At 59.4% G+C, this 15295-nt stretch carries 14 protein-coding genes; 7 read left to right on the plus strand and 7 right to left on the minus strand.

Annotation, left to right across the window (positions count from 1 at the left end; translation table 11 throughout):
* Positions 1–9: 9 nt before the first annotated feature.
* Entirely contained in the window at positions 10–870 is an 861-nt protein-coding gene (locus tag LAB08_RS12495) for a MaoC/PaaZ C-terminal domain-containing protein (protein ID WP_096511914.1), read from the minus strand.
* Between the two features lie 33 nt (positions 871–903).
* Positions 904–1791 carry an alpha/beta fold hydrolase gene (locus tag LAB08_RS12500; protein ID WP_096511913.1) on the minus strand — a complete coding sequence of 296 codons (888 nt, stop codon included), beginning with the start codon at positions 1789–1791 and terminating at the stop codon, positions 904–906.
* A gap of 162 nt (positions 1792–1953) precedes the next feature.
* Here LAB08_RS12500 and LAB08_RS12505 point away from each other — a divergent pair, with 162 nt between their 5' ends.
* The 4 genes from LAB08_RS12505 (at position 1954) to LAB08_RS12520 (ending at position 6036) form a co-directional block, all read left to right on the plus strand.
* Positions 1954–3105, plus strand: a complete 1152-nt coding sequence (locus LAB08_RS12505) for a thiolase family protein (protein WP_090469042.1) — start codon at positions 1954–1956, stop codon at positions 3103–3105.
* A gap of 20 nt (positions 3106–3125) precedes the next feature.
* Positions 3126–3944, plus strand: coding sequence for an enoyl-CoA hydratase-related protein (locus LAB08_RS12510; RefSeq protein WP_239499391.1), 819 nt, complete (start codon positions 3126–3128; stop codon positions 3942–3944).
* A gap of 1 nt (position 3945) precedes the next feature.
* Positions 3946–5094: an epoxide hydrolase family protein gene (locus LAB08_RS12515; RefSeq protein ID WP_096511911.1), complete on the plus strand. Its 1149-nt coding sequence runs from the start codon at positions 3946–3948 to the stop codon at positions 5092–5094.
* A 135-nt stretch (positions 5095–5229) separates the two neighbouring features.
* Complete coding sequence (locus tag LAB08_RS12520; protein ID WP_096511910.1) at positions 5230–6036, plus strand: metal-dependent hydrolase; 807 nt, start codon at positions 5230–5232, stop codon at positions 6034–6036.
* 89 nt (positions 6037–6125) lie between these two features.
* Here LAB08_RS12520 and LAB08_RS12525 read toward each other — a convergent pair whose 3' ends face one another.
* The gene (locus LAB08_RS12525; RefSeq protein ID WP_096511909.1) at positions 6126–7202 is read right to left on the minus strand and encodes a glycerol dehydrogenase; all 1077 of its coding nucleotides are present in this window, start codon (positions 7200–7202) and stop codon (positions 6126–6128) included.
* Between the two features lie 155 nt (positions 7203–7357).
* Here LAB08_RS12525 and LAB08_RS12530 point away from each other — a divergent pair, with 155 nt between their 5' ends.
* From LAB08_RS12530 to LAB08_RS12540, 3 genes are read left to right on the plus strand one after another with little or no spacing between them, the layout of a single operon-like run.
* Positions 7358–8152 carry an enoyl-CoA hydratase/isomerase family protein gene (locus LAB08_RS12530; protein WP_090469057.1) on the plus strand — a complete coding sequence of 265 codons (795 nt, stop codon included), beginning with the start codon at positions 7358–7360 and terminating at the stop codon, positions 8150–8152.
* Positions 8153–8158: 6 nt separating this feature from the next.
* Positions 8159–9073, plus strand: a complete 915-nt coding sequence (locus LAB08_RS12535) for an alpha/beta fold hydrolase (RefSeq protein ID WP_096511908.1) — start codon at positions 8159–8161, stop codon at positions 9071–9073.
* On the plus strand, positions 9066–9845 hold the full coding sequence (locus LAB08_RS12540) for an enoyl-CoA hydratase/isomerase family protein (RefSeq protein WP_096511907.1): 780 nt from the start codon (positions 9066–9068) through the stop codon (positions 9843–9845). Before LAB08_RS12535 ends, LAB08_RS12540 begins: the two co-directional genes overlap by 8 nt.
* 51 nt (positions 9846–9896) lie before the next feature.
* Here LAB08_RS12540 and LAB08_RS12545 read toward each other — a convergent pair whose 3' ends face one another.
* Genes LAB08_RS12545 through LAB08_RS12560 form a run of 4 tightly spaced genes read right to left on the minus strand, consistent with a single transcriptional unit; the run spans position 9897 to position 15294 of the window.
* Positions 9897–10343 carry an acyl-CoA thioesterase gene (locus LAB08_RS12545; protein WP_096511906.1) on the minus strand — a complete coding sequence of 149 codons (447 nt, stop codon included), beginning with the start codon at positions 10341–10343 and terminating at the stop codon, positions 9897–9899.
* A 10-nt stretch (positions 10344–10353) separates the two neighbouring features.
* On the minus strand, positions 10354–12573 hold the full coding sequence (locus tag LAB08_RS12550; protein ID WP_096511905.1) for an acyl-CoA dehydrogenase family protein: 2220 nt from the start codon (positions 12571–12573) through the stop codon (positions 10354–10356).
* Positions 12574–12590: 17 nt separating this feature from the next.
* Positions 12591–14147: a class I adenylate-forming enzyme family protein gene (locus tag LAB08_RS12555; RefSeq protein WP_096511904.1), complete on the minus strand. Its 1557-nt coding sequence runs from the start codon at positions 14145–14147 to the stop codon at positions 12591–12593.
* Entirely contained in the window at positions 14140–15294 is a 1155-nt protein-coding gene (locus LAB08_RS12560) for an acyl-CoA dehydrogenase family protein (protein ID WP_096511903.1), read from the minus strand. The genes LAB08_RS12555 and LAB08_RS12560 overlap by 8 nt, the downstream gene beginning before the upstream one ends.
* Between the last annotated feature and the right edge of the window lies 1 nt (position 15295).

Below are 15295 nucleotides of genomic sequence, written 5' to 3' on the forward strand. Positions count from 1 at the left end.
TTATTGGTTTCAGCCTCTGAGTTCGGCTCGACCGTTATTGATGACCACTACATCGCGTTCAATGCTGCGAACTCGGAAGGAGATGACCGGGCCATCGACCCAGATCTCCGTGCGGAAGGTTTCACCGGGGTAGGCCGGGGCGGTGAAGCGCCCGAAGATGGACCCAATCTGGCGACCATCGAATGCACACACCGCTTGCATGATCGCGCGCCCCGCCAGACCCCAGGTCGCCAGTCCATGCAAAATCGGCTTTTGAAAACCGGCTTTGGCGGCCACCTGTGGATCGGCGTGCAAAGGGTTCCAGTCGCCATTCAAGCGATAAAGCAGCGCCATGTTTTCGGCCGTCACCAGATCAATGATGTGTTCGGGGGCACGCTCAGGCACGGTGTGGGGCGCTGGGGCACTGCGTTGCGGACCACCGAAACCGCCGTCGCCGCGTGCCAGCATGGTCTGGCTGATGGTGCACAACGGCTCGCCACTGTCGGCCTCCAGAATGCGTCGCTCGTAGGTGATCAGCGCGCCCTTGTCCGCACCCTTGTCGATGATGTCGACGACCCGGGATTTGCCGATAACCCGGGCTTGGGCGGGCAATGGTTTGTGCAAGACCAGGCCTTGCTCGGCATGCACGATGCGCACCCAATCAAGCCCTGTGTCGAGGGTGCGCGGCCAATAGCCGGGGTGTGCGAGCACCACGCCCATTGTGGGTACTGCTCGCAACTCGGCCTCATACACCAGGGGCAGCTGATGGGCGTCCAGCGGATCGCTGCCGTAACCCAGGCTCAGGGCGTAAAGAATGCTGTCCTTGTGGGTGTAACTCTGCTGTGTATCGGGGATCTGCAGATCCAGCAGCTTGTGGTAATCGATGGCCATGGTTCGGGTCCTCGGGCTGACAAAAAGCAGGGGTTAGGCAAGCAGCGCGCGCAGCGTGCTGATCAATGCGATGGGCTGGTCGAACATCAAGTGGTGGTGCCCGTCGGGTATGGCGATGGGGCCGCGGGCATCCGTGAGGTGGTTGACGATGCGGTGAGCCATGGCTGGGGAAACGACGACACTGCGCTCGCCGAACACGTACGCGACGGGACGCTTGATCCTGGACAGGAGTTGTTCGCCGTCGGCTTCGCGTGCGCCACCGGGTGGCAGATTGGCGTCGAACTTCCAGCGCACGCCGGTGGCCGTCGCGCGCACTGAATGCCTGGCCACATGTTCGACCAGGCAGGGCATTGCGTCGGGCTGCTGCGGTAGCAGCCGGAAACGTGCAACGGCGGTTTCAATGTCCGGGTATTCACGGTCACCGCGAATTTTCGCGGGCTCCTTGACCGCTTCCTGATCGGAAAACACCACGTAGCTGTCAATGATGATCAGTCGCTCGAACAGCTCCGGACGATCGGCACAGGCGCGTAGCACGCGGGAGCCACCGTAGCTGTGGCCGATTGCAATCAAGCGCGGCGTGTCCAGCCACTCGGCGACGGCAATGACATCTTCGGCCAGGGTATGTGGGCCGTAGCTGGCGCGGTGGGCGCTGTCGCCCATTCCCGATAGATCCAGGGCGATGACCCGGTACCGCTCGGCGAAGAACGGTGCGATGAAATCCCACCAATGGGCATGTCCGCGAAAGCCGTGGACGAACAACAGAACGGGCTTGTCGCGTGCCTCGAAGTTCCAGGACAGCAGGTGCAGTCGGCTGCCGTTGGCTTCGATGTAGTGCGAACGACCAGGGTGCTCCAGTGCCCATTTGAACCAGGCGGGAGGGGCCTGGGATTCATCGGCTTTTTGCTGTGGGATCTCGCTCATGGGTACCGGTCCTTTTTATGGCCTGTTTACGCATTAGCCATGACGCTATTGCAGCGTGCGTTTGCTTAGGCTAATTTGTCGTCATAGCTGATACTATGTTAGTTATTATTTCGAAGTCCAGACCAATCGCCGGTATCGACCGGACCGAAGCGGAGTGCAGCAATGGAGCGTTTTCCTCGAGGGCAGGTGGCAATCGTCGGCGCTGCCACCTATGGCATGGGCGAGTCCCCGGGCATGCGATCGCTGGACCTGGCCGCCAAGGCCGCCGTCCTGGCACTCAAGGATGCCAACGTCAGCCTGCAGGAGGTCGATGCACTGTTCGTCTGCACACCAGATGACGCATTGTCAGGTTTGAGCGCGGCGGAATACCTCGGCATCCAGCCACGCTTTACAGAAAACAACCGCACCGGGGGCTCGGCCTTTCATTCCCATGTGATCGCCGCCACCCTGATGCTCGAAAGCGGTTATTGCGACACGGCATTGATCATTTACGGCAGTAACCAACGCACGGCGTCTGGCGGGCTCGTTTCAATGCGCTTGCCTTCACCTTACGAGAAGCCATACAAGCCGCTGACGCCGCTTTCGTCCTATGCACTGGCTGCCGCGCGCCACATGCACCAGTACGGCACGACCCGTGAGCATCTGGCCGAGGTCGCCGTGGCGGCGCGCAAGTGGGCCCAACTCAACCCGGATGCGTTTGTCAGGGATGAATTGACCATCGAAGACTGCTTGAAAGCGCGGATGGTTTCCGATCCGTTGAGCGTGCGTGACTGCTGCCTGGTTACCGACGGTGCGGCGGCGATTGTGCTGACTCGCTCCGACCGCGCCCGTGACCTGCAGGCGCGTCCGGTGTACCTGCTCGGTGGTGCAGCGGCGACCTGGTATTCGGGTGTCGACCAGTCGCAGGACCTTACCGTGACGGCTGCGCGTGAATCGGGCCAGCGTGCCTACGCACTGGCCGGTGTCACCCCGGCGGATATCGACGTGGTGCAGCTGTATGACGCCTTCACCATCAATACCCTGCTGTTTCTCGAAGACCTCGGGTTTTGCCCGAAAGGCGAGGGCGGTCACTTCGTGTCGGGTGGCAACATCGCCCCGGGTGGTTCATTGCCGGTCAACACCAATGGCGGTGGTTTGTCGTGCTGCCATCCTGGCATGTACGGGTTGTTCACCATTGTCGAATCCTGCATGCAGCTACGGGGTGAGGCTGGCCAGCGTCAGGTCGCCAATGCCCGTTTGGCGCTGGCACACGCCAACGGCGGCACGCTTTCCAGCCAGGCCACGTTGATCCTCGGCACCGCTGAAACTCTTTGATCCACTGGAGATAACCCTTCATGAGCACGACTGTTACAGGCACGCCAATGCAGCATGTGCACACCGAAATTCGCGATCGAGTTGCTGTCGTGACCCTTGACCGTGCACCGGTCAATGCGCTCGATTCGGTAGCCATCCGTGAGCTGACCGCCACTTTCAATGCCTTGGCACGGTCCACCGAAGCCAGTGTGATTGTGTTGACTGCACCCGGCGACCGGCTGTTTTGTGCCGGGATCGACCTCAATGACTCAGCACGGCGGCATGCCCGAACACCCGCCGAAGGCGACACCACCCTTGATTTGCTCGATCCGGGAGCGGTCGTACGCGAATGCTTCTGGTCCATTCTCGATTGTCCGCTGCCGGTCATCGCGGCGGTCAATGGCAAGGCCATTGGTGCCGGGTTGGTGCTGGTGGCGTGCTGCGATCTGATTATCGCGTCAGAGAACGCCACCTTCTCCGTTCCGGAAATCAAGGTCGGAGTGCTCGGTGGTGCACGGCACCTCCAACGGCTGGTCGGGCCGTTCAAGACGCGCAAGATGTTTTTCACGGGCGAGGCGGTTCCGGCACAAGAGTTCTATCGATTGGGTGCTGTCGAGGAGGTCGTCGCACCGGAGAAATTGATGGACGCAGCCCTGGGCCTGGCCGCCAGTATCGCTCGCAACAGTCCAATCGGCTTGCGTCTGGGCAAGGAATCGCTGACACGGGTCGAGGACCTGGGGCTCAAGGAAGGTTATCGTATCGAGCAGGATTACACGGGCCGGGTGACGCGCTACAACGATTCCACCGAAGCGCGCCGTGCCCAAATGGAAAAGCGCGATCCCAACTGGACCTGGAGCTGATATGAAAGCCTTCGAAGTGCAATGGACCGATGCCGAAATCACGAGGGTGATGCGCAAGGTCGAGGATTGTAGATTACCCCCGGCGCCTGCCGGTAGCGGCTGGACGCTGGGCTGTGACAGTGAGTTTTTGCATCGACTGCAACGCCACTGGCTTGAATCGTTCAACTGGCAGGCCTGCCAGGACCGGCTCAATCGTTACCCACAATTCATCGCCGAGATCGACGGCCTGGACGTGCATTTCGTCCATGTCAAAGGCGAAGCCGAAGGGCGTCGGCCATTGCTGTTGACCCATGGCTGGCCGGGCTCGCACCTGGAATTCTGGGACGTCATTGAGCCGCTGGCGTTCCCGTCACGCCATGGCGGCACTGCCGACCAGGCCTTCGACCTGGTTATCCCAAGCCTGCCGGGCTTCGGTTTCAGCGGCAAACCACCTGGCGTCTTCAGTCAGCGTCAGACGGCGAACCTGTGGAACAAGCTGATGACTGAGGTACTGGGCTACCCGCGCTATCTGGCTCAAGGCGGCGATTGGGGCTCCATCGTCACATCCTGGCTTGGCCTGGACCATGGCAAGCATGTCGAAGCGATTCATCTGAACATGCTGGGCTTTCGCTCGCTGACACCACCGCGAGACGACGCTGAGCTCAATTGGCAGCGCCAGGCCGAAGCCGCCCAGCGGGCCTACAGCGGTTATGCAGCAGTACAGATGAGCAAGCCACAGTCGATTGCCTGGGCCGCCGCGGACAATCCAATGGGCCAGGCAGCCTGGATACTGGAGCGCTTTCATGACTGGGCGGATTTGCGTCAGCGCAGCTTCGAACAGGTCTTCGACCTGGACACTCTGCTGAGCAACATCGTGCTGTATGTGATGACCGGCAGCTTCACCAGTGCGCTCTGGTATTACCCCGGTGTGGTCAAGGATGGTTTCACGCTACTGCCTGCTGGTGTTCGCTGTGAAACCCCGACGACGTTCGCCGAGTACTCGGGTGACGCGCTGACGCCTGTGGCGCCACGCAGCCGGATCGAGTTGGTCTACAACCTGGCTGACATGACGTCATTGCCTGAAGGCGGGCATTTTGCGGCGATGGAGGTACCCAAGGATTTCGTCGAAGATATCCGCCGCTGGGGCGCATCCGTGGTGGCCCGCCGTTAGTCCGAGGGGCTCCGTGGCGATTGACGCGGAGCCTGGATAGGAATACAACTGACAAACAGTCATTTATTATTCTTGCAGTTGGGTACCTGCGGCCCGACTTGAGCACAATCAATAACAATAAGAGGAACCGTGGCGATGAAAGTCCGTCTACCCAACTTCGATTTTTCCAGTATTCGACCCCATTGGGCACCGGTCCATGAATTTGCCCAGAGCTACAATGCGTTTTCCACGGTACCTGCACATATCGAACCGTTTCTGGTCAAAGTCATGATGCGCGTCAAGGATGCCCTTGGCGAAAGCCATCCTAAGTTGCGCGAGAGCATCGAGATTTTCAACAAGCAGGAAGTGCAGCACTGCAAGCAGCACGTGGCTTTCAACAAGATGCTCTACAAGTCAGGTTACGAAGGCATGCAGGGCCTGGAGAAACCTTACAAGGAGGATTACCAGCGTTTCCTCGACACAAAATCACTGCGCTTCAATGTCGCCTATTGCGAAGGTTTCGAGGCCATGGGTTCGTCGGCCGGACAGGTCTTTTTCGAAGAACTGAACGAGTACCTCGAAGGCGCCGACCAAGAGGCGGTGGACTTGTGGAAATGGCACCTGGCAGAAGAGTTCGAACACCGGGAAGTGTGCTTCCAGGCCTATAAGGCGCTGTATGGCAATGGCCTGTTCGCCTGGCTGTATCGAGTCTGGGCCTTCGGCTATGCGGTCAAGCACATTGGTTCGCACACCGCGCGAGTGGCGGCTTACTTGACTGACAAAGATCGCGAAGGCATGACCGAAGAACAACGCTCGGCATCCATCGAGCGCCAGAAGCTGCTGAAGGCGAAAATTTCCAAGGCCAGCAAGAAGCGCTTGGTCAAGGTGCTGTCGCCGTTCTACAACCCGGCAAAAATGATTCCATCCCCGGGCATGGCTGAATTGCTCGCGCGTTTTTCCTAAGCTCCAGGCAACAAAGAGTTCCGGGCAGCAAAAAGTTCCAGGCAGCAAAAAGGGGAGCCCAGGCTCCCCTTTTTGCTGCACTCAGGAAGTTATCCGCCCAGTTGTTCTACGCGCTTGATAGCCGCCTCCAATTGATTGGCATCGACTGGGGGGGAGAATCGCGCGGCACTTGGGCTGACCATGGACTTCTCGGCCAGCTCGCGAATCTCTTTATCACTCGGCTGCAGCAGGCCAAAGTCTTGCAACAGCGTCGGCAGCCCAATCTCATGATAGAAGCCGATCAGCTCTTCAATGAACGCCAGCGGGCGATTTTCCAGCACCAATTGGACGAGCAAGCCGTAGGCAACGTGATCGCCATGCAGTGTGCCCTTGGCTCGCTGCAAATAAGAGAAGCCGCGAGCAATGGCGTGGGAAACCGACAAGCCACCGTTCTCGAAACTGATCGTGCTGAGCAGTACCGTGGCTTCGACCAGTGCCTCCAGATCATCGTTGACCTGCTTGGCTTCGACGGCGCGCAACGCCGCGGCGGCGTGTTTGCGAATGATGCTGTAGCAGGCATCGGCGGCCATCAGGCCAGTCAGCGATGCCGGGGTACCCAGCAGGGTATGGGCACCGGCGGAGGCGCAAGCCTGGGCTTCGAATTTCTTTGAAATGGCATCGCCAATACCGGCGCGCAGAAAACGTGCCGGGGCATTGGCAATGACGCCTGTATCGACCAGCACCAGGTCTGGGTTGCGTGGCAAATGGAGGATGTCCTGCATGATGTGTTCATCGTCGTACACGGCAATGGCGGCACTGGCAGGGCCATCGTTCGAGGCGATGGTTGGCACACTGATGCTGCGCAAGCCCAGCTTCAAGGCGACACCCTTGGCGGTGTCCAGAGCCTTACCGCCGCCCAGACCCACCACCATGTCGGCACCGAACCGCAAACTGTCCTGAGCCAGTGCGGTAATGGCGGCATGGGTGATTTCCCCCGGAAAGACTTCAAGTGCACAGGCAACGTCGGCTGCCTTGAAGCTCGCCAGCACGCGGTCACCCAGCAACCGGGCCATGTCGGCGTCGGTGATCACCAGGGCACTCCTGCCCAGCACTTTGCAATGGCGGCCCAATTCATCGAGTGCCGCATCGCCCTGAACATAGCGCGAGGTTGCCGCAAATATCCGCATGGGAAGCTCCTAAAAATGAATGTCAGTTGGTTATTGTTTTTTTCTTGGCTTTTTTGGGCTTGCGTCGCTGTTTCTGGTGCTATACATTCTACACATAACTGACCAAATGTCAGCTTTCGATAAGTTTAACAACAAAAGGCCCTTGGAGGGTGATGATGAATTTCGCTGACTATAAGACGATTGCTTTCGAACGTCGTGGCCGTGTTCTGAACGTGACTTTCAACCAGCCAGAAAAGCTCAACAGCTTCGCCGGCGTGTCGCACACCGAGTTGTCCTGGTTGTTCTACGACTTGGTTGAAGATACTGAAAGCGACATCATTGTTGTCTCTGGTGCTGGCCGCGCCTTCAGTGCCGGCGGCGATATCGAGTACATGCAATGGCTGCATGACAACCCGACCGAGTTCTATCGTTGCGTTCGCGAAGCCAAGCGCATCGTCAACGGCATGCTGGAATGCGACAAGCCGATCATCGCCAAGGTCAACGGCGATGCGATTGGCCTGGGCGCTACCGTTGCAGTGTTCTGCGATGTGGTCTTCGCCGCCGAGACCGCACGCTTTGGCGATCCGCACAACAACGTCGGTCTGATCAGCGGCGACGGTGGGCAGATCATGTGGCCGTACCTGATGGGCTATGCCCGCGCCAAGCACTACCTGTTCACGGGTGAGAAGTTCACCGCTAAACAGGGCGTCGAGTTTGGTATGGTCAACGCCGCCATGCCAGCTGCCGAACTGGATGCCTACGTCGACGCCTACGCCGATAAACTCGCTGCCATGCCGGTACAGTCTCTGCGCTGGAGCAAATCGACCATCAACGTACCGCTGCGCCAGATGGCGGCGAGCATGATGGACGTGGGTATGGCTTACGAAAACGTTTCCTCGGCGAGCAAGGATCATGTCGAGGCCATTGCGGCCTTCCGTGAGAAGCGCACACCTAAATTCAATCAGCGTTGATCGATCATGCTGAGCGCCTCTTTCGCCCAGGCTGCCTTAGGTCGCCGCGCCCAGGAGGTGCCCAGCTGGTTTAGCCGGGCTATCGCCCAGGCGGGACAATCACATCGCGTCAGCGTCGAGGGTATCTCGCTTCATTACCTGAGCTGGTCGCCACTCAATGCTGACAAGCCGGTGCTGCTGTTTGTGCATGGTCTGCGTGCGCATGCCCATTGGTGGGACTGCATAGCGCCGTTCTTCGCCGAACACTATCGGGTTGTCGCCCTCGATCTGTCCGGGATGGGGGACAGCGGTCATCGTTCGGATTACCCGTTTCAGATCGCGGCGGCCGATATCGTCGGCTTTATCGAACAGGCTGGACTGGGGCCGGTCATTGCCGTAGGTCACAGCTACGGGGGAGCGCGGGTGCTGCGTGCCTGTGCCGACCGCCCTGATCTCTTCCAGCGGTTGATCATTCTCGATGCCCTGGTGGTTTATCCCGAGGACATCCCGCCTTTCGATCCAGTCAAGCCTGCACCACGACGTTTTTACCCGGACCAGGCGACGGCGCTGGGGCGTTATCGCCTGTTGCCGGAGCAGCCTGTTGCCTTGCCGTACATCGTCGATCACATCGCCCGGCATTCATTGGCCGAGCATGAACAGGGCCTGTGCTGGAAGTTCGACCCGATGATGCCCTCCGGGGTCGCGCAGGAGGAGTTGGCAGCGAGCTTGCTGCCCAGGGTCAACCGACCGGTGGATTTCGTCTATGGCGAGCACAGCGCGATCGTGTCCAGGGTCATGGCCGAGCGCATCGTGGCGGACCTTCCCGATGGGCGCGGTCCGTTCGGAATACCCGGTGCCCACCATCACATGATGATCGACCAGCCTCTCGCGCTGATCGCGCTATTGCGCGGCCTTCTTGCCAATGGAGCCAACTATGAATGACCTGGTTTTGCTGGAACGCCACGGTGCCGTGGCGGTTGTGACGTTGAACAATGCCAAGACTCGAAACGCCTTGTCCCGTGATTTGCTCACTGTTCTCGCCGATTGTCTCGAGGCACTTAACGAAGACGTCGAGTGCCGGGCCATTGTGATCAACGGCGCCAATGGGCATTTTTGTTCCGGTGGCGATGTTTCCGGCATGTCGGCCGAGCGTCCGCTACCCGTCGGTCGTGGACGGATGGTGCTCGGGCACCGGGTGGTCAAGGCGATGGTTTCTGGCAACAAACCGGTGATCGCCGCGGTGCAAGGTTATGCCGCGGGCGCCGGGTTTTCATTGGCCGCCGCAGCCGACTATGTCGTGGCAGCGCCAAGCGCCAAGTTCGTTTCTTCCTTTGCCAAGGTAGGGTTGGTTCCGGACCTTGGATTGCTCTGGAGTCTTCCACAGCGCATTGGTGTGGCGCAGGCGCGACGGTTGTTCTATAGCGCAGCGGTGGTCGAAGCCGAGGAAGGATTGAAGCTAGGGATAATCGATACTCTGGTGTCCGAAGACGATGATTTGTTGCCTACGGCAGTCAGCCTGGCGCAAAGCTTTACTGCTCACGCGCCGCTTTCTGTGGCGCTGGTACGCTCTGCATTGTCTCGTGGCATGGGCACTCTTGATGAGGCGCTGGGCTACGAGATGGATAACCAGGCGGCGTTGTACCTGACCCAGGACCATCGCGAAGCAGTCGAGGCGTTCATGGGCAAGCGCCCACCCAATTTCAGAGGGGTTTGAAAATGGCGAGGTCGCAGGTTGCACAGACCTGCGACCTCGCTGTAGTAGGGGTCAATGTTGTAAGTGAGTACTGAAGCGCTCCTTGAACTCAGTAGGTACTTCCACGACTTTCGAAGCGACAAAATCGAAGAAAACGAAGCCATTCTTTGCCAGTGCAATCACGCGCGCGTCGTGCTTGCGTGTAATGCGATAGATAAAATCCCCTCCATAGGTGTTCAGGTCCGTCACCCCCACTTCTATAAGCAATTGATCATTGAAATAAGCGGGCGCCTTGTAAATGGTTGCCAGATCGGTGATCAGCGTACCGTGGCGACTGTTAGCGACATCCTCGGGTGGCATGCCGTAGTGGCACAGGAACAGCGTACGCGCATCCGAAATCAAGGAAATCAGCCTGTCGTTGCCCACGTGATTTCCAGCATTGATTTCGCTCATGCGCACCCTGAACGTTGTGCTGAAGCAGAAAGATTCTTCCGGAAGCTCAAGCTGCAAGCGCGGCATCTGTGGATCCTCAGGTCCTGGAGCGCGGCATGCCGAGTGCCTGTTCGGCAATCAGGCTGCGATGGATCTCGCTGGTACCGCCGTAGATCGTCATGCCGATCGACTGCCGATAACCCAGCTCCACATGCCCTAGCCCGGTGTTTGATTGCAGCAGGGTGTCGGGTGCGCAGAGGTCCATCAAGTCGAGGGCATCACGCTGGTATTGTTCAGTGGAAAACAGTTTCGACATCGGTCCGAAGGCGGCGCGGCCAGGCACTTGCTCCTGTACGCCCCAAATGGTCCGGTAGCACAGGTCGCGGGCAATGGTCGTGTGTACCGCCACACGTGCCAGTCGGCGTTGTACATCGGCATTTGCCAACATGGGGTGGCCATCACGCTGAGTCGATTGCGCCCAGGCCAGCGCATGCTTGTACATGTTTTCGAAACTGATGCGGTACTGATCACCGCCGTGCTCCAGCTCCAGGGTCGCGGCCATGACAGCGGTGCCACCGTCGATTTCACCGATCCGATAGCGATCGGCGACGACAACTTCGCTCAAGTAGGTAATGTTGGTGCGCTCATCCTGCAGGGTATGCACCGGATGGACTTCGATGCCCGGCAAGTCCATCGGCACCAGGAACAGCGTCAGGCCTGCATGCTTGGGCACATCGGGGTTGGTCCGCACCAGCAGGAAAACATAGTCCGCCAGGTTGGCGGCGGTAGTGAACATCTTCTGCCCGTTGATGACCCAGTTGCCATCAAGGGTGCGCGTGGCACGCGTCCTCGCGGCAAAAACGTCGGAGCCGCACGAAGGCTCGCTGAAGCCCAGGCAAGCCAACGCTTCGCCACTGGCAAAGCGGGGCAGGGCTTCTGTTTTGACTTCGTCGCTGGCGAAGCGCATGACGATCTGCGCTACCTGGTTGGTGATCGGGGTGGTGATGCGCTGCCAGTTGTGCGTTTCGAACACTTCCTGCAAGGCGGCCATGTCAAAAGCGTTTTTGCCTCGGCCACCGAACTCGGCAGGCCAATGGGGAAACAGCAGGCCTGCGTCGGCCAGCATGCGGTTAAAGCCGGCATGGTAGCCATCGACCGAATGATGGGCGTGGGCTTTCAATTCGTCGGTCAGATGTGTGCGGAAAAACGCTCGCACCTCCTCGGCAAACACGGCTGCCTGCGGCCCGTGGCCGAATTCCAGATTGACCTCACCGACCTCTGGCAGGGCGACGGTGTGACCGTCACTCCACAAACGTGCGGCAACCCTGTCCAGTTCAAGCTGCGGGTCGCCATTGAGCATCCCCCAGGCTTTCGCCCGGCGGTAATACAGTTGCACGTCGTATTCCAGTGAAACGCCGTAGCCACCGAAAGTATGCAGCGCACGGGCTACCGCACGCCCGGCAGATTGCGTTGCCCACCACCAGGCCATCGAGACCAATGCGGCTGCATCGGGTTGCTGTCGCGCGATGCCCCAGACCGCATGCCGCACCAGCAGTTGGCCGCCTTCGATTTCGGTCAGGGCGTCGGCCAATGGATGGGCGATACCCTGAAAACCACCGATAGCTCGACCGAACTGCTGGCGCTCGCATGAATAAGCAGCAGCCAGCTTCAATGCCTGATGGGCAAGGCCCGTCAGCATGGCTGCCTTGAGCAGTTTCCACTCCTCCACGGCTTGCTCGAATGCGCGGCAGGACTCGATACCGCTGGCGACCAGGTGGCTCTCGACCGCGTGGTCATCGGCGGCCAGTATCTGCACGCTATCGGCGCCAAGATTGGCGCTTGGCGGTTTTGCCGCCAGCCCTGTCAGGGCCAGAATGGCATCGCCCTGACGAACAAGCACGGCAATCGCGGCATTGGCACCCGGCAGGGCAATGGATCGCCCCGCATCGTAGGGCTGCGGGGCGAGCGTGATCAATTGGCCCTGTTTGGCCTGATCGAGCAGCGCTGTTGCGGCCGGGCTGTCGAGCTGTGCCAGCAGGCGCGCCGCTGGCAGCGATTCGGCCAGAGGCACCGAGACCAGATGGCGTCCGGCTTCCTCGGCAACCAGGAGTGCCTCCAGCAGTCCCATGTTTGAACCACCGGCGGATGCCGATATGCGCATGGTTGTAATACCGAAATCCACCAGTTGCTGCCACAAGTCAGCGTCGAACCCACTGGCTTCTGCTGCGCGCACGCGTGCAGGGCTGGACTCAACGCTGAAAAGGCGGGTGACGGAGTTGAGCAACATTTGCTGCTCTTCGGATAAATTCAAGTTCATGGCAACCTCGCCTGGGTTCAGTTCGGTTGTGCGTAGAGCTTGCGCAGCTCGATCTTGTTGATCTTGCCGGTGACCAGCTTGGGCAGCGCATCGACCACAATAATTTTTTTCGGTTTCTTGTAACTGGCGATCAATGTCCGCGTGTGCTCGATAAGGACGTCCTCGCTGGTGCTTTCTCCCTGTTTGAAGGTGATGACCGCACAGACGCTTTCACCCCATTTGGCATCGGGGATGCCAATTACGGCACATTCGGATACTGCAGCGTGTTGCAGCAGGGCTTCTTCGACTTCCCGTGAATAAACGTTTTCGCCACCGGTAATGATCATGTCTTTCTTGCGATCGACCAGATACAGGAAACCATCCTCATCGAAGCGCCCCATGTCACCGGTATGGCACCAGCCATCACGCAGGGTTTGCAGAGTGGCCGCATTGTTGTTCCAGTAACCGCGGAACATCGCACTACTCTTGGCGAGGATTTCCCCCGGCTGGTTGGGCAGGCACTCGTTACCGTCCTCATCGACCACCTTGGCCAGCAGGTTGGGGTAGGGCTTGCCCACCGAGCCCAGGCGCTTGCGCTCCTGCTCAGTGCCATCGGGTCGATGTTGGGCCGACGACAGCGAGAACATGCAGATTTCACTCTGGCCGAACAGGTTGACGAAGTTGCAGCCATTGAACACATCGATGGCTTTTTTCAGTACCGGCACCGGCATGGGGGCTGCGGAGTAAATGATGGTGCGTACGCTGGAGAGGTCGGCCTGGCTCACGTACGGATGCTCGAGCACCATCTGCACCATGGTCGGTGCCAGCAGCAGGATGCTTAAGCGCTCCTTTTCGATGGCTTTGAGCACATCCAGAGGCTCGAACTGACGCTGAAGAAAGGCTGCGCCGCCACGCACGTGCTGGGACAGACTGATGACCATGCCACCCAAATGGAACATGGGCATAACGATCAGCGTGACGTCCGGTTGCTGCATGTCGATCAACCAGGTATCGACCTGGACCAACTGCCGATACTCGCGGTGGCCCCAGATCACGCCTTTGGGTTTTCCGGTGGTACCGCTGGTGTAGATCAGGCAGCAGATGTCTTCTTCGGTGGCGCGGATCGGTGGGCCGAGCGGATCGCCAGTGGCGATGAAGTCTTCATAACCGATGGCCCAGTCGCTCTCGCCATCGATGCAGACAAAGGTCTCCACCGACGGCATTTCATGGCGCAACTGCTCCATGATCGGCAGGTACTGTGCTTCGAAAAAGAACAGGCGAGGCGAGCCGTCACGGACAATGCTGGCGATCTCAGCCGGGGCCAAGCGGAAATTGACCGGTGCGAGGATATAGCCGGCCCACTGGGTGGCAGCCATGATTTCGCCGAACTCAATTGAGTTCATCGAAAGGATCCCGACCCGATCCTGATGCTGCAACCCGGCATTATGCATGGCCGAGCCGATCAGTTTTGCGCTGGACAGCAGCTCGCCGTGGCTGATGCGTTTCTCGCCCAGAATATAAGCCGGGTCATTGCGATAGAAGCGAGCGCGTTGCTCCAGGTCATCGGCGAAAGACAGTGGCAGATAATCACGCATACAAAGCCCCTCCGACGGGTTCTTGCAGGTTGCCGGCGGCGCGAGTCAGGTGGAAGTCGCTGTCGCCAAAACGCTTTTCAAAAAGTACGGCTGCCTTGTAGTGATGGCCGACCGCGTACTCATCGGTGGTGCCGATGCCGCCATGTAACTGAATGCCCTGGCTTGCAACGAAATAGTGGGCGCGGGCAATGAATACCTTGGCGCCGGACACTGCCTGGCGCCGGGTCTCGACATCCCCTGAGTCAAACGCATTGATCGCGCTGAACAACATGGCCCGGGCCTGGTCAGTTTCCACGAACATCTCCGCCATGCGATGTTGCAGGGCCTGGAATTGCGCCAGAGGCTTGCCGTATTGCACGCGTGTCTTGAGGTAGTCAGCGGTCATGGCCATGACCGCTTCCATGGAGCCAACGCTGGCAGCACACAGCGCCAGAATGGCGCGGTCGAGCCCGGCTTCAATGGCTTGCTGCACGGCCGCGCCGCGCAACAACAGGTTCGCATCGGTGACCTGTATGTCTTGCAAATGCAGATCTGCGGCGCGGCTGCCGTCGATCAGTTCGTAGGTGTTGGCCGTCATCCCCACAGCCGCACGGTCGACCACGAACAGCGCCGTTTCGTTGCTGTCTTCAAGGATGGCGCTCACCAGAAAGCTGTCCGCTACGCCGCCATGGAATACGCGGTGCTTTTGGCCATTCAAGGCCCAGCCATCGGCGACACGTCGGGCGCTACTGTGCAGTTGCACCTGGTATTCATTGCGAGCGTCTTGTTCCTGATGGGCGAGGGCCATCACGGTTTCGCCGGTGGCAATCGATTCAAGCAGGCGCTGGCGCTCGCCGGTATTGTCACTTGTGCCCAGGATGCGTGCGCAGAGCACAGCGGTGTCGACCACAGGTTCGAGCAGCAAGCCATGTCCGAGGGGTTCCATCAACTGCGTCAGCTCGAAACTGCTGGCACCCACGCCACCGTCCGCTTCGGCGATGTCCAGCGCCAGCCAGCCCATTTCGGCGAAGTGCTGCCAGTGTTTGCGCGAGAAATGGGCACCGCAGGAAACGGTGTGGCGACGCTCTTCGAATACATAACGTTCGCGCATGTAGCGCTCGGCACTTTCGGCCAGCAGTTTGTGTTCATCAGTGAGTTCGAAATTCATG

Origin of the sequence: Pseudomonas izuensis (genome assembly GCF_002356535.2) — a bacterium.
GTDB lineage: Bacteria > Pseudomonadota > Gammaproteobacteria > Pseudomonadales > Pseudomonadaceae > Aquipseudomonas > Aquipseudomonas izuensis.

What these genes read in the sequence shown, in the direction of transcription:
- LAB08_RS12500 (WP_096511913.1), bottom strand. Translation starts at nt 1,791, where the DNA reads ATGAGCGAGATCCCACAGCAAAAAGCCGATGAATCCCAGGCCCCTCCC.
- LAB08_RS12550 (WP_096511905.1), bottom strand. Translation starts at nt 12,573, where the DNA reads ATGAACTTGAATTTATCCGAAGAGCAGCAAATGTTGCTCAACTCCGTC.
- LAB08_RS12495 (WP_096511914.1), bottom strand. Translation starts at nt 870, where the DNA reads ATGGCCATCGATTACCACAAGCTGCTGGATCTGCAGATCCCCGATACA.
- LAB08_RS12525 (WP_096511909.1), bottom strand. Translation starts at nt 7,202, where the DNA reads ATGCGGATATTTGCGGCAACCTCGCGCTATGTTCAGGGCGATGCGGCA.
- LAB08_RS12545 (WP_096511906.1), bottom strand. Translation starts at nt 10,343, where the DNA reads ATGCCGCGCTTGCAGCTTGAGCTTCCGGAAGAATCTTTCTGCTTCAGC.
- LAB08_RS12555 (WP_096511904.1), bottom strand. Translation starts at nt 14,147, where the DNA reads ATGCGTGATTATCTGCCACTGTCTTTCGCCGATGACCTGGAGCAACGC.
- LAB08_RS12535 (WP_096511908.1), top strand. Translation starts at nt 8,159, where the DNA reads ATGCTGAGCGCCTCTTTCGCCCAGGCTGCCTTAGGTCGCCGCGCCCAG.
- LAB08_RS12530 (WP_090469057.1), top strand. Translation starts at nt 7,358, where the DNA reads ATGAATTTCGCTGACTATAAGACGATTGCTTTCGAACGTCGTGGCCGT.
- LAB08_RS12515 (WP_096511911.1), top strand. Translation starts at nt 3,946, where the DNA reads ATGAAAGCCTTCGAAGTGCAATGGACCGATGCCGAAATCACGAGGGTG.
- LAB08_RS12520 (WP_096511910.1), top strand. Translation starts at nt 5,230, where the DNA reads ATGAAAGTCCGTCTACCCAACTTCGATTTTTCCAGTATTCGACCCCAT.
- LAB08_RS12540 (WP_096511907.1), top strand. Translation starts at nt 9,066, where the DNA reads ATGAATGACCTGGTTTTGCTGGAACGCCACGGTGCCGTGGCGGTTGTG.
- LAB08_RS12505 (WP_090469042.1), top strand. Translation starts at nt 1,954, where the DNA reads ATGGAGCGTTTTCCTCGAGGGCAGGTGGCAATCGTCGGCGCTGCCACC.
- LAB08_RS12510 (WP_239499391.1), top strand. Translation starts at nt 3,126, where the DNA reads ATGAGCACGACTGTTACAGGCACGCCAATGCAGCATGTGCACACCGAA.
- LAB08_RS12560 (WP_096511903.1), bottom strand. Translation starts at nt 15,294, where the DNA reads ATGAATTTCGAACTCACTGATGAACACAAACTGCTGGCCGAAAGTGCC.